Source organism: Prevotella sp. HMSC073D09, assembly GCF_001814145.1.
GTDB classification, from domain to species: domain Bacteria; phylum Bacteroidota; class Bacteroidia; order Bacteroidales; family Bacteroidaceae; genus Prevotella; species Prevotella conceptionensis.
The window spans coordinates 21298-35849 of sequence record NZ_KV815078.1; the positions used below are offsets into that span (position 1 = coordinate 21298).

Genomic DNA, 14552 nt, shown 5'->3' on the forward strand with positions numbered 1-14552 from the left:
AAAGGGTGAAAGGGTGAAAAGATGGCTGCGCCCCACCGATGAACGAGCAGGCCTAATGTAGCTAAATAACTAGGATGCCTAGAAAACCTAGAATAACTAGAAAGCCTAGAATAACTAGAAAACCTAGAACAACTAGGAAACCTAGAACAACTAGGAAACCTAGAATAACTAGAAAACCTAGAACAACTTAGAAAACCTAGAACAACTTAGAAAACCTAGAATAACTAGAAAACCTAGAATAACTAGGAAACCTAGAATATCTAGAAAACCTAGAAAGCCTAGAAAACCTAGAAACCCTAGCCCACTTGCCCACTAAGCTAAATATTCGCAACCTATATACATGACTATCCCCCAAAAGTCAACGTTGAACGCATGCGTTCAGCCATCGGCCCAGGGGGATAGACGGGGTGTTTTCAAAGAGATTGATTGTCTAATTGTTGTAGTGCGAGTGTAAAATGGAAGGAATGCGAACAAGCAATCAAACAACCACCCGTTGGCCCCGCTAGTTTAATGATACAACCTACATCTCTGAAATGCAATGCAAAAGTAATAATTTGTTCAAAAACGCACAAAATATGTGCTAAAAAAGACATTTTATGCCCTTATTTATTGATATAGATTATATAAATACCTGTTTTTTGTCGGCGTATAATGGCTGAGGGGAGGGCACGAGGGGGCTATCATATTGAGAGGTGACAGACGAAGAAGGAAATGGCTTAGCACCTGCCGCGAATGTTTGGAAAAACATAGACGAATGGCGATTATATTTCGCTTTGTGTAAAGATTTCGGCGCATTTTTTAACATTGTGAGTGCCCTTTTTCTCCACCAATGGTTAACTCGCCCGCAAATTTTCGATTCTCGCGAGGGTTTGTTTTGGTGCTAAAAGGGCGTTGTTGTGAATGCTGGCAAAATGAATTTTTATTAAATAGAATGTCCGTTTGCACCAAATTTGGGGCAATTTGCAGCTAGATGCACTGCATTTTGGTGCTAAATGCAATGCAATTTGCCGCTAAACGCAGTGCGTTTTGGTGCTAAATGCAGGGTAAAATGCTGCTAAACGCAAGGTAAAATGCCGCTAAATGCCGTGCAAAGTGCTGCTAAACGCGAAACGAAAAGCATAAAAATACATCGCAATGGTATAAACATAACCTTGTAGAACCATGAAATACATGGCTGAAAGGGGCAAAATAGCCATTAAAAAGTGGGGTTTTAAGTGCTAAAAGCAGGAAATTGGGCGAACAAAATAATGGGATGGCAACCAAAATAGAAAGACGAAATGGCGCAAAATGCAGGGGTTATACCCAAAAAATGACAAAAACGAGAGCGCGTAAAACCGAAATTTACCCCTAAAACCTAGCTTTTGATGCCTTTTTTTCGCTAGAATGGGGTGGCTACAAGGGTGCGGTTTGTAAAAAGATTTTAAATTTATTGGGTTGTAGATTTATGAGTTATTGAATTTGTGAGTTCACGAGTTGTTAGGTACGTGGATTTATGAGTTGTATAAGGGATAGATAAGTTTCATTTTAAACCAAACAACGAAGTGGTTAACACCTTTTGTTGCAACTATCACTTAGTGGTTGGCATGCTACAAATGGCAATTAGAATGGCGTTTATTTCATACACTCGTCGATAATGACGTTCTTTGTTACCCCAAGACCTGCTTTTGCTTTGGTTGTAAACGTTTGTAAGACAAGCTTTTAATGTTCTAACAGAAGATGTTCGTAAAACAGTTTCAGCTCTGTTGTGTCCCTGTTTTGCGATTTTTCCCTATTATAAATCTCTTCGTATTTGTTTTTTAATCGGTAGGCATCGTTTCTTCTTTTTAATAACACCATTGCAACGTTATCGGTATGTTCTATCAAATACTCGTCGTTATCAACTAAATCAAACCATTTCTGGGCAAAGCCTACACTTTCGGTGAGTTGAAAATCCCAGTTCTCCTTGTCTTCTATGTTCTCAAACATAGAGAACCAAATAGAAAATTGATTGTTGAAATCTTCCAACGGCTGCTCTTCGTTCTTAAAGAACCTCCAATCGGTAAGCCCATAAACATCTTTATTCGAGGTTCTTGCTTTCAGAATCTCTGCGATTGTCTTTGCCGTGAAATTGCTAGGGTATTTCATTCGTGGGTCTGTTAGAACATTTTTAAGCACGCTATTAACGCTGTCTGCAATGTCTTTGTTCTGTAACCTAAGTTTTAGGTGTAGCGAATAGTGGGAACTTGTTTTGGCAACGTCAATCTCATAAATATATAAACTGCCGTTCTTCCTTTTCTCGAAACAGTTCGAACGTTTTAAGCTAAAACCTAGTTCTTCAAGATGAGGCTTTACTACTTCAATTATTTTTGTAACGATTTCTTTTTTGTCCATAATAAATTAGCAGTGTCTATCTGGGTGTGAAGGTACGGAATAAGTTGCGCATTGACAACGGAAAAGAACGAAAAGACAATGAGCTTAACAATATTTTGCGCATGTGGAATGTCTTCCTAAATTTACTTCGCGAACAGTTTTGTGTATAATCTTCCAAGCCAAAAGCCTTACACCTTAATGATATACGCGCGAGGGAGAGTTTCAATCCCTTGTTTTTTAATAGGTTGTTGGGCTCCCACGTTCTTGTAAAGCCACCAATAAAGCCGCATTGCACCACGTCTTGCCAATCTGTTATCTCAAAACATTTCGGTGCTTTTCGGGTTTTTGCCCCAAAACATTTCGGTATTTTTCGGGTTTTTGCCTAAAAACATTTTGGTAAATCAAATGTGGTAGGGTATGTCGTAGTAGGGATTTAAGGCAGAAAGATTGATTGATGAGGAAACCTTCTCTAAAAAAATAAGTATGACATCGCCGATCTTATTACCTAGTAACGAGGGAAAAGAGTCCCATGTTCCCACGGTCGGATGGACCATTACGTTTGTATACATTCCTTCGCTGTCCAATGTACGAAAGGCGTAGACATCCTTCTTTGTTCTAATATCTTCCATGTCAGGATAGTGGGTCCGATATATTGGATACATCAACCTCAAGTATTCAAGTAAAATTGCTTGGTCTATAACAGCAGATTCTTCTGCGTCGACAAATGCCTGCTTAATCTCTTCCGTCGTCATTCCGCTTTCAATCATATAGACCAACAAATGAAATATGGGGAATGACGTTGGAAGAGTAATGGTTTTGCCGGTGCGTGGATTAGTTATGACATATTTTGACGATTTTAAATAATGGTTTGTGTCTAAATGAGCAAGTTTACTTAAATCTCTTATCGAACTTTGTAACAATTTATTCTTAAACTTTCCGAATATAGGAAATAGATAAGGTAGCCCTATATAGTTTTCCAGTCTATTTTCTATGGCCTCAACCACCTCATATTTGATACTATATCGGAAAGGTTCGCGCGACAGAAATTTACTCATATAGCCTTCGTAGCATGCTCCATCTCCATAAAAGTGGTGGAAGATGTGCTTGGTGACATCATAATCCATCACTAATACGATGTTGTTAAAACCAAACTTGTTACCAACTTTATCTGGTGTATTGCTGTCTTCCATGTGTGCGCTGATAACATTAAGTATTCTGAATAGGTGCTTTGGGTCTAAGCGGTCTAGGTCTTCTATAATTAATACGGGTTTCTTTCCTTTCCATGCTGGGCCATTCATCTCATGGTCTTCGCCCATCCACTTTATCGTTTCTCTTATCAGCTTTGTATATCCATCTTCTTCGTAAATACTGCCTTTTTGCTTTGCGAACGTAGACAAATACTTGTCTGCGGTATGCTTTTTCTGCTCATATCGTTCCTTTATCTTACAAAATCTATCGAAGATTTTGTTGTAGAGTGTCCCTCCTGGGATGAAAGACAAGATGAAAGATATAATGGAAACGACATCTTCAAAGTTAATGAGAGAATCGAAAATTGCCTCTAAATCAATATTATTTAGAAGTTCTTGGTTGTTCAGCTGCACGATGATGTCTCGTTTGATATATTCAAACACATCTTCGTTAGGGGCAACAGAATAGTTAACGGGGTAGATGGTGAAGAACTCGTACTCCTTGTTTGCCGTTTCATCGTTTCTTAAAGCATTCAATAGGTGCGTTTTTCCATCGCCAAACCTTGCCGATAAGATGATTCTATCGGTTGAGTCTAAGTATTGAACGAAATCTTTTACCTTTTCAGAAACGTCAATATCCAGTGTCCCGATTTGCATTGTTGTGTGGTGTTTTGATTTGTTGTCGTTGAAAGTATGCGGTAATTATGGCTAGCGGCACTCGCTTGTTAAGCCTTTTTCCTTCTTCTTTTTCGTGTAATCGCTTGGCATCGTCATCGTTTTGGCGCAGGCTTATATTTTCTTTCGCCTAACAAAGGCTACCATTTCATTGAACACATCCACGTTGGCCAACTTCATGATGCCGAGATATAGCAGGCCTGCAACGACAATGCGCACGCCAAGCAGCAAGGGCAAGAGGGTGATGGTTTGGGTGGCGAACCATGTTAAGGCCATAACACCAAGGGCGGCGAGGGCGAAAGGCATCGTGTCGAGAGCCAATAAGCGAAGTTTGTAGTCGGCCAATCGGCGGGCGAACAGTCCCCAAACGCCAAAGCAGATGATGTTGAGCGTAACCAAGGCGCATATCATCCACTTGATGCCGAAGGGGTAGAGCGAGAGCATGGCCACCACTTGCGTAACGCCCAAGCCGAGGTTTACGTAAAGGTAAACAGACGAACGACCCTTGCTTATTACTAAATTGGAAAGCAAAAACGATAAAGGGATGAAGGCACCACCGATGCAAAGCAGTTGCATGTATTCTGCACTTCGCGCCCACTTCTCGGTGATGGCCACGGTGATAAACTCGTGCGCTACCATGCCCAAACCGAAAAGTAAGGGGAAGGAGAGCAAGGCCGCCAACCGCATCATCTTTCTAAGTATGCGCAATTGCCGTTCGCGTTCGTCGCCAACGTCTACCAATACGGGCTGCGCCACCTGTGTAAGCATGCCTTGTATTAAGAAAAAGGCCTTTGAATGCCATTGGTAGGCCTGGTTGTAGGCACCTGTGCTGGATGCCGAATAATAGTGGCCGAGCAGCAGGTTCATGATGTTGTTGTTGATGTCGGTGAGTATCGACGAGAACAACAGCTTGCTGCTGAACTTGAACATGTGCCTAACGGGTTGCCAATCGATGGCGAATGTGGGTCGCCAATGCGAGTAGTGCCAATAGAGTAGGGTGTTGATGAGCACGTAAAGGTTGGTTTGTGTGGCGAATGCCCAATAGCCGTAACCGCTCCATGCCATCCATACGGCCACAGAGCTAGACACGAAGGTGCCTGTGAGGTTGGCTTTGGCCACTTGTTTGGCCATGATGTTCTTGGCGAGATAGGCCGATTGGGCTGTGCCGAAACTGGAAAAGATGAGGGATAGGAAGGCATAACGGCACAGCGGAATGAGTTGGGGGGTGTGGTAGTAGCTGGCGATGAGTGGCGCAAGGAAGAAAAGTAGCATGTAAAGCCCCCCCCCCATGGCGATGTTAAACCAGAAAACGGAGTTGTAGTCGCGGTGTTGGGGTTGCTTGATGTTGTTCAGTGCCGCCTTGAACCCGCTGTTTTGCAGGTCGTTGGCCACCAACGCAAAGATGCTTATCATGGCAATCATGCCGTAGTCGGTGGCGTTGAGCAATCGTCCCATCACGATACCCATCGTCACGCCGATTAGTTGGAGCATCACGTTGTTGAGTGCGCCCCAAAAAAGACCCTTGGCTGTTTTCTCTTTTAATGATTCCATAATTATATCTAGATGGGCTAGGGGTTCTGGTTGTTCTAGGAGTTCTAGTTAATCTAGAAGTGCTAGGGATTCTAGTTGTTCTAGTTGTTCTAGTTAATCTAGAAGTGCTAGGGGTTTTAGTTGTTGTAGGGTTTCTAGTTATCCTAGTTTCCTAGCTGCCTAGTTTCCTAGCTTGCTAAACCAGTGCTTGGCCTTAACCATTCGCCCTTTCGCTGCCTGCAAAATTACCACTTGTTGCGAAAACCACAAAGAAAAGCGGCAAGTATTAGGGCGGGGCGGGCGAAATCGTTGTGCAATGGGCAGCAAGGAACATCGAACAGAAGCGTTTACAATGGCAAACACGATGCTCATACAATCTGACATCCAGAAAGATAATTTGTTTGATTTAGGTCAAAAGGTTCACGTTTTATAAAAATAATCGTCCAAAAACTTGCAAGTTATAAAATAAATTCCTAACTTTGCAATGTGTTTTTCATGGTATTAGATTTAAGGTTAACAAAAGGTTGGGATTCAGCGGAATCCCTTTTTTTGTGCCCATAGGTTGCGATGCCCAGCAACCAGTGTTTTAATTGGCGTGGAAAGAGGTGCAAAAAATCTTTTTGCTTGTTGCTCCCTCGTTTTATGTTTCATATTGCTTGCACCTTAGTAAGCATGCTGCACGGCTTGCCCGAAAAGCTTTGCGCGGTGGTTTCAACTTGTAAGTGCCGCGTGGTTTCGCCTTCGTCTCGTTTGTTTGTCAGACCAATTTAATTGTTATACCTTTGCACGCGAAATCTGCTAAAAGCTAAAAATACAGCAATCAACATTTATAAACAAACCCAAAGAAGATGCTAAAACACTATTACGCATTGCCGCCCTTGGCTAATAGGGCGGTATTGGTGGCTTGGTTGGCCCTTTCGCCTATGGCATGGGCTATGGCCGGCACAAGCAACACGCAGCCCAACGCAACATCTTTGCAGCAAAACACGCGCAAAACGGTTAACGGAACCGTTACCGACACCAACGGCGAGCCGCTGGTTGGCGTTAGCGTGCGCAGTAAAGACGGCAAGGGAGGTACGATAACCAACATCGACGGACAATTCTCGATGCAAGTTGGCGATGGAGAAACCATCGAAATTTCGTATGTGGGATATGCCACACAAACGTTAAAGGCCAACACCACCACGCCCATGACCATCGTTATGGAGGAAGACAAGAAATTGTTGAACGAGGTGGTGGTTACGGCACTGGGTATAAAGCGCGAGGCAAAGGCGCTTACCTACAACGTGCAAGACCTGAAAGGAAGCGAAGTGACGCGCGTTAGAGATGCGAACTTTGTGAACGCCTTGGCTGGAAAGATTGCCGGCGTTACCATTAATCAGAACTCATCGGGCGTGGGAGGCTCGTCGCGCGTGGTGATGCGCGGTACCAAATCGCTGTTCGGAGAGAACAACGCGCTGTATGTTCTTGACGGCATTCCCATGCAAGGACTTCGCACCAAGCAAAGCGACAACTTCTACGAGTCGGTGGAAGTGGCCGACGGTGACGGCATTTCGAACATCAACCCCGACGACATCGAAAGCATGTCGGTGCTGACGGGTGCGTCGGCTGCCGCCCTTTATGGCAATCGCGGTGCCAATGGCGTTATCCTTATCTCCACGAAGAAGGGCGCAGTGGGACGTCCCAAGGTGTCGTTCTCTAACAGCACCACCTTCACCCGACCCTTCGTTACGCCGCAGTTCCAAAACACCTACGGCCGAAAAGATGGCGAATTTGCCAGCTGGGGCGAGAAAATGGAGCGCCCTTCAAACTATAACCCGCTCGATTTCTTTAATACGGGCTTCAATGTTTCCAACTCTGTGGCCTTGTCTACGGGTAGCGAAACCAGTCAGACCCACATTTCGGTGGGCGCGGTTAACGCGGGCGGCATCGTACCCAACAACCGATACAACCGCTACAACTTTACTTTCCGCAACTCGTGGGACGTTATTAAAGATGTGTTGGAATTGGATTTCAGCTTGCTTTATGTGAAACAGAACACCCGCAACGGCATTGGTCAGGGTATGTACTACAACCCCTTGGTACCAACCTACCTGTTCCCACCCAGCGACGACTTCAAACGCTATGCCGTTTACGAAATGTACAACGCCGTGCGCAACTTCAAAACGCAGAACTGGCCTTATGGAAACCTGGGATTGGGCATGCAAAACCCCTTCTGGATTGTAAACAGGAACAAGTTTGAAACCAATCGCGAGCGTTTCATCGCCAGTTTCTCGGCGCGTTGGAACATCACCTCGTGGCTCAACATACTGGGTAGGGCGCGTATGGATAACGCTTATACCGACTTCGAACGCAAGCTTTATGCCTCTACCGACGGACTTTTCTCTAAGCCCGCAGGTAACTGGATGACGCAAGACGACAAGAACACGTCTACCTATCTCGACTTCCTGATTAACATCGACAAGCAATTTGCCAACGATGAGATACGCCTTTTGGCCAACATCGGCGGAAGCTACTTTGACGAACGCTATACAAGCAAAACCTTTGAAGGCAACTTGGCACGCGTGCCCAACTTCTTCCATCCCTCCAACATGTCGCCCACCGAGAGCAGCACGGCACATGCCAACTTGCACACGCAAACCCAATCGTTCTACGCCAAGGTTGAAGTGGGCTACCGCAACTTCCTCTTTGCCGATGCAACGGGCCGCATCGACTTCTTCTCTACTTTGCTCGGAACCAGCAGCAACAACGTGTTCTACCCCTCGGTAGGTGCTTCGGTGTTGCTCACAGAAGTGTTGCCTTTGCCCAAAAACATCTTCTCGTTGTGGAAGATACGCGGTAGTTATGCACAGGTGGGTAACCCGCCTTCGCCCTATCTTACGCGCGAAGCCGTGGCCTTGTCTAACGGAACGCCCAAGAGTGGGGCCTTTACGCCGGCCAGTCACCTCAAACCTGAAATGACAAAGGCCTTCGAATTGGGTATGGACTTGCGCCTGTTCGACAACAAACTGAACATCGCCGCCACCTATTACAACAGCAACACCTACAACCAACTGTTCCGTTACAAGCTGCCGCCTAGCTCTGGCTACGAGTATGCTTTCGAAAACGCAGGTAAGGTAAACAACTGGGGCGTGGAACTTAGTGCCACCTACAACCAGAAACTGGGCCCTGTTGATTGGTCGGCTAACCTCGTTTATTCGCTCAACCGAAACGAAATAAAGGAGCTGTTGCCCGAATACGTAACCGACCGCACCACCAACACCACGGTGAAAGCACCAACGGAGTTTGAGGTTTCGTCGGCCGAGTCGTACAAAATGATACTGCGCAAGGGCGGAACGATGTCGGACATCTACGCATCGCACCTCAAACAAGACTACCAAGGCAACATCTTGGCTAGCGGAGGCGTGCAGAAAGACGAGAACGACTTTGTGAAAGTAGGCTCGGCCGCACCACGATACAACATCTCGCTACGCAACAGCTTTGCTTGGAAGGGCATCGAACTGGGCTTTATGTTCGATGCACGCGTGGGCGGAGTGGTTGTTTCGGCAACGCAAGCACTGATGGACCAGTTCGGCGTGTCTAAGCAAACGGCCGATGCTCGCGATGCAGGCGGAGTGCGCGTGAATAACGGACTGCTGAATGCAGAACAATATTATGGCGTGGCTGCCGGCGGACGAACGGGACTTTTGGCGCATTACACTTACAGCGCAACTAACGTTAGGCTTCGCGAAATGTCTATTTCGTACGACCTGCCCACGGCTTGGTTTGCCAATAAGCTTAAAGTAAATCTGTCGCTAACGGGTCACAACCTGCTGATGATTTACAACCGCGCACCCTTCGACCCCGAACTGACTGCCAACACGGGAACCTATTATCAAGGGTTCGACTACTTTATGCCCCCCAGCCAACGCAGCATGGGCTTTGGAGTAAAGGTGAACTTCTAAACTTCACAACCTAAAACAAGCAACAATGAAAAATAAAATAAAAACTCTTTTTGTGCTCCCTGCACTATGTCTGCCCTTGGTTGGCTGCCTAGATTCGAGCCTTAACGACGACCCCGACAGGGCTAATCCCGCATGGTTGGGATATGATAACCTGCACGGAACCTACCTTACATCCTTGCAACGCAACGTAGTGCCCGAAGACCAGAACGACTTTCAGCTGGCCGAAGACCTCGTGGGCAACATGTTCGCCGGCTATTATGCAGGAACGCAAAGCTGGGAAGGCGGCTTCAACGGTACCACTTACGCCTTTCCCGACGGCTGGAAAGACCGCCCCTTCTCGGTGGCTTTCACCAAACTGATGAGCAATTGGCAGCAGTTGCGACTTAAAGCCGACTCGGCCAGCGTGCTTTTCGCTGTGGGCGAAATAGTGAAAGTTGAGGCGATGCACAAAACAACCGACATATATGGCCCCATACCTTACACCCGCTTCGGCTTGGAAACGCCCGTACCTTACGACTCGCAAGAGGCTGTTTACATGCGTTTCTTCGCCGAACTGAACCATGCCATCGGCGTTTTGACGAACTTCGACAAGTTCAATCCCAACGCAAAGCCCTTGGATAAGTTCGACCTTATCTATGGAAGCGACTTGAAGAAGTGGATTAGGTTTGCCAATTCGCTTAAACTACGCTTGGCTATGCGATGCCGCGCCGTGTATGATGGAGCGCAGAAACTGGCAGAAGAGGCCGTGAACAACCCCTATGGCGTGTTGGAAGACAATGCCGACAACGCGGTGATGCAGACGGTTGGCGCGCTCTCGTTCACCTATAACAACCCCTTCTACAACATATATAGTCCCGAAGGCTATAACGAAGACCGCATGGGTGCCACGATGGACGCTTACCTGAACGGCTTTGCCGACCCGCGTTTGCCCAAGTTCTTTGCCAAAGCCAAAGGAGATGTGTATCGCGGACTGCGCAACGGAATGCGTAACGGTAAGGATTTTCAGGGCGATGAAAGGCTGTCGATGCCCACAATAACCCGCTCTACCCCCTACGTGTGGATGACTGCGGCCGAGGTTTGGCTGCTTAGGGCCGAAGGTGCATTGTTTGGTTGGAACATGGGTGGCACGCCACGCGAACTTTACGAGCAAGGCATAACCACGTCGCTCGACCAATATGGACTAGCCAGCGCCGCCGAAGCTTATCTCACCAGCACCGCCAAGCCCAGTGCTTACCCAGGTTTGGGAACCAGTACTGCGGCAGAAGCACCATCAGATATCACGCCTGCATGGGACGAAAGCGCAACGAAAGAAAAGAAACTCGAACGTATCATCACCCAAAAGTGGATTGCCATCTACCCCTTAGGCCAAGAGGCATGGAGCGAATTTCGCAGAACGGGCTATCCCAAGCTGTTCCCCGTGGTAGACAACCTGAGCAATGGCAAGGTAAACACCAACGTGCAAGTGCGCCGTGTGCCCTTCCCCGCCAGCGAATACGTTGGAAACAGGGCCGAAGTGGAAAAGGCTGTGCAGCTGCTTGGCGGCGAAGACACGGGCGGAACACGCCTATGGTGGGACAAACAATAACCTCGAACGCCACATTAGCTACTATCATTTACGCATCAACAAGCGTTTGTGTTAAGCCAACGTTAATATAAAGACAAGAACTGCGAGCCTGTAACTCGTGTTAACTTGTCAACCGATAAACAGAATATAATAATGAACGTAACAAACATATTCCACGGGATTGCATCCCTTGCTCTGGCTGCTGCGGCACTCACCTCGTGCAACACCAGCATCGAGGCGCTTGAAATCATCAAGCCCGAAGAGAAGAGCGAACAGTATTACGCCGACTTGCGCGCTTACAAGCAACGAACAGACCACGAAGTGTTCTTCGGTTGGTTCGGCGGTTGGAACACCAAGTCGCCCAACATGATTGGTTCGCTTAAAAGCGTACCCGACAGCGTAGACATCATCTCCATTTGGAGTGGAACATACGACCGCGAAGACATTGAATACGTGCAACGAGTGAAGGGAACACGCGTTACCTTCACTATCTTCGCCCACAAAATACCCGCACAGTTCTTGGAAGGCGAAAACCACGACCAAGTAACCCGCGAAGCTATTGAGCGTTATGCCGTGTCGTTGGTAGATACCATGAAGGCTTACGGCTACCAGGGCATCGACCTAGACTACGAACCCGGCTATCAAGACCCGGCCGGCGGGCCTTTCACCGGGCCACTTGTAGGTCCGTTGAACGTGTATCCCAACTATCGCGACAACATGGAGATATTTGTAAAGAAGCTAGGCGAGTTCATCGGGCCTAAGAGCGGCACGTCCAACCTGCTCATTATCGACGGCGTGCCCTTCGATGTGAAACCCGAATTGGCCGAATACTTCAACTATGGCGTGGTGCAAGCCTACAACAGTAGTAGCTATGCCGACCTGCAACGCCGTTTCAACAATGCCGCCGCACGCGGATGGAAACCCGAACAGTACATCTTTGCCGAAACTTTCGAGGGCGGTAAGGCCGCCACAGGAGGCGTACAGCATTTGTTGCAAGACGGTAAGCGGGTGCCTTCGCTCGTGGGTATGGCGCATTTCTTGCCCGAATATAACGGCAAGAAGGTAACGCGAAAGGGCGGATGCGGCACTTATCACATGGAGAACGACTACGATAACTGGCCCAACTACAAGTTTACGCGCCGGGCTATAGAGATAATGCAGACCCATCGCGACACCGTAGCAACCACAAAACCCTAACAAACAGCATTCAAAAAACAATGAAAAAGATATTCAGAAAACTGCCCCTCGCACTGGCCATGCTCTTGGTTGCGGCCTGCAACGACGGCATTAAAAGCTACGATGGACTTTACATCGTGGGTACGCAAGGCAAGGAAGTAACAACTACACTCACCGTAGACGATGTTCCTTCGGCCATTGGCGTGAACGTGGCGGCCAGCGAACTGGCTAAGGAAAACATCAACGTTGAACTGAAAGCCGCACCCGAACTGGTGGAAAGCTTCAACAAGGAGCATCACAAGAACTACGTGTTGCTGCCACAAGACGCGTATAAGCTAGAAAACACCACGCAGACCATCATGGGCGGCAAGCACGTTTCGGATAAGGGCACACAGCTTACCATCGTTAATCTCGAAGCCATGCGGCCGGGCACCACTTACCTTTTGCCCCTAAGCATTGCCAATGTTCAGGGCTCAGACATGCCCGTTATCGAGGCTTCGCGCACCATTTACGTGGTGGTTAACCAAGTTATCGTTACCAAAGCTGCCGATTTGAGCAGGGCGTGGAGGTTCTACTATGCCGATTTCAGCAACAATAAGGGCCGATTTGATACCCATGCCATGAAGAGCGTTACTTTCGAGGCGCGTGTCAGGTTCAAGAAGATGGACGCCAACAGCAGAAAATGGTGCTATTCGGTTATGGGATTGGAAGAAAATCTCTGCCTGCGAACGGCAGGAGGACCGGCAGATGGATGGAAATTGCAGCTTGGCGACCCCAACCACATCGATTCGCGCGACGTGTTGCCCAACGACAAGTGGGTGCACTTGGCCTGCGTTTACAACGGCGAAACGGGCAAAAAGTACATCTACATCAACGGCGAACTGCAAGCCGAAACCACGGATAGCCGCAAAACCATCAGTCTGGCCAACGCCTACGGCCAGAACGACCTCTTTTATATCGGTCAGTCGGCCAGCGACGACAGGTGCATGGAAGGCTGGGTAAGCGAGGCGCGCGTATGGGCAACGGCCAGAACGGCTGCCGAATTGAAGAACAACGTGTGCTGGGTAGACCCCACTTCAAAAGATCTCGTGGCCTACTGGCGCTTTAACGAGGCACAAAAGCAGGGCGACAAATGGATTGTTACCGACCTTACGGGCAATGGTTTCAACGCCTATTACTTCTCCTGGCCCTCTGGTCAAGAGCCCAGTTTCGTTGATGGCGTGCGCTGTCCCGAATAGTTGCAGCCCCAATAGGCCGCCATTGGCGCACACATCAGCTAGCAGGGCGAAGGCTCTGCAACAATAAAAAGCAACAACCTATACCGCAAGGGGGAGCGTACATGCCGTACGTTCCCCCTTTCTTTATTCCGTTCTCCCACGTCGTTGCCCCGCAAGCCAAGCCTACAACTGCCCTCATCCCATAAGCAAGGGTGGGCAATGGCTTACCGAAACACGTTCGAAATCAATGGCATCCTAATTCCTTCGGATGCTGATAAAATCGACAAACGAGGCGAATTTGCGGAGAAACCCAAGGTGTAAATTGTCTTAAATATTGCTAATGCAGATAAAGTTGTAAAATAAATGGCTATCTTTGTGCAATGAACAAGCCCTAGAAAGGGGCATTCTTTCAGCGACAACAAACACCACAACCATGCGAATAACTGTAATAGCCAAAAATGCAGGCAGAAGAAAAGAACTGGGAAAACGCCAAATAGAACTGGCCAAACACCCCCAAACGCTGCAACAACTGCTAGAAGAACTAACACTGATAGGCTTGGCCGATGCCCAAGCCGAGCGTACTAACCAGCCTTTGTCGCAAAGCGACATCGATGCGCAAGCCGAAGAGGGGCGCGTACGCTTTGCCGAGGGCTACGCCACCAACAACGACACGCCCGAAAAATCGCTCGAACGCATGCGCCAAGCCTTCGTCGACGGCTTGTTTCGCGTGTTTGCCGACGGCGAAGAACTTACCCAATGGGACGCACCGCTGGCTTTGCACGAAGACAGCGAACTGGTGTTCATCCGATTTACCATGCTTACAGGCCTTTGTTGGCGAATGATTTTCTAAACGCCTTTTGTGTATGCCGCCTACAAACATGCTTGAACATCGGCTTTAATAAATGCCTAA

At 47.7% G+C, this 14552-nt stretch carries 8 protein-coding genes; 5 read left to right on the forward strand and 3 right to left on the reverse strand.

The genetic code is table 11. The features are described from left to right. Positions 1-1698: 1698 nt before the first annotated feature. The 3 genes from HMPREF2955_RS05635 to HMPREF2955_RS05645 form a co-directional block, all read right to left on the reverse strand. The gene (locus HMPREF2955_RS05635; RefSeq protein WP_070721711.1) at positions 1699-2370 is read right to left on the reverse strand and encodes a hypothetical protein; all 672 of its coding nucleotides are present in this window, start codon (positions 2368-2370) and stop codon (positions 1699-1701) included. A gap of 380 nt (positions 2371-2750) precedes the next feature. Next, positions 2751-4193, reverse strand: a complete 1443-nt coding sequence (locus tag HMPREF2955_RS05640; protein WP_070721713.1) for a P-loop NTPase fold protein — start codon at positions 4191-4193, stop codon at positions 2751-2753. 132 nt (positions 4194-4325) lie between these two features. Then, complete coding sequence (locus tag HMPREF2955_RS05645; protein ID WP_070721714.1) at positions 4326-5762, reverse strand: lipopolysaccharide biosynthesis protein; 1437 nt, start codon at positions 5760-5762, stop codon at positions 4326-4328. Between the two features lie 827 nt (positions 5763-6589). Between HMPREF2955_RS05645 and HMPREF2955_RS05655 the strand changes: the two genes are divergently transcribed. From HMPREF2955_RS05655 to HMPREF2955_RS05675, 5 genes are all read left to right on the forward strand, one after another. After that, complete coding sequence (locus tag HMPREF2955_RS05655; RefSeq protein ID WP_070721718.1) at positions 6590-9685, forward strand: SusC/RagA family TonB-linked outer membrane protein; 3096 nt, start codon at positions 6590-6592, stop codon at positions 9683-9685. Positions 9686-9710: 25 nt separating this feature from the next. After that, positions 9711-11270, forward strand: a complete 1560-nt coding sequence (locus HMPREF2955_RS05660) for a RagB/SusD family nutrient uptake outer membrane protein (RefSeq protein WP_070721719.1) — start codon at positions 9711-9713, stop codon at positions 11268-11270. Positions 11271-11402: 132 nt separating this feature from the next. Next, entirely contained in the window at positions 11403-12446 is a 1044-nt protein-coding gene (locus HMPREF2955_RS05665; protein WP_070721721.1) for a glycoside hydrolase family 18, read from the forward strand. A 20-nt stretch (positions 12447-12466) separates the two neighbouring features. Further along, positions 12467-13663, forward strand: a complete 1197-nt coding sequence (locus tag HMPREF2955_RS05670) for a DUF1735 and LamG domain-containing protein (RefSeq protein ID WP_070721723.1) — start codon at positions 12467-12469, stop codon at positions 13661-13663. Positions 13664-14075: 412 nt separating this feature from the next. Then, entirely contained in the window at positions 14076-14492 is a 417-nt protein-coding gene (locus HMPREF2955_RS05675) for a hypothetical protein (RefSeq protein WP_070721725.1), read from the forward strand. The last annotated feature ends 60 nt before the right edge of the window (positions 14493-14552 follow it).

Bases quoted from the DNA above. Each gene is read 5' to 3' on its own strand.
- HMPREF2955_RS05675 (WP_070721725.1), top strand. From the start codon at position 14,076: ATGCGAATAACTGTAATAGCCAAAAATGCAGGCAGAAGAAAAGAACTG.
- HMPREF2955_RS05635 (WP_070721711.1), bottom strand. From the start codon at position 2,370: ATGGACAAAAAAGAAATCGTTACAAAAATAATTGAAGTAGTAAAGCCT.
- HMPREF2955_RS05640 (WP_070721713.1), bottom strand. From the start codon at position 4,193: ATGCAAATCGGGACACTGGATATTGACGTTTCTGAAAAGGTAAAAGAT.
- HMPREF2955_RS05645 (WP_070721714.1), bottom strand. From the start codon at position 5,762: ATGGAATCATTAAAAGAGAAAACAGCCAAGGGTCTTTTTTGGGGCGCA.
- HMPREF2955_RS05655 (WP_070721718.1), top strand. From the start codon at position 6,590: ATGCTAAAACACTATTACGCATTGCCGCCCTTGGCTAATAGGGCGGTA.
- HMPREF2955_RS05670 (WP_070721723.1), top strand. From the start codon at position 12,467: ATGAAAAAGATATTCAGAAAACTGCCCCTCGCACTGGCCATGCTCTTG.
- HMPREF2955_RS05665 (WP_070721721.1), top strand. From the start codon at position 11,403: ATGAACGTAACAAACATATTCCACGGGATTGCATCCCTTGCTCTGGCT.
- HMPREF2955_RS05660 (WP_070721719.1), top strand. From the start codon at position 9,711: ATGAAAAATAAAATAAAAACTCTTTTTGTGCTCCCTGCACTATGTCTG.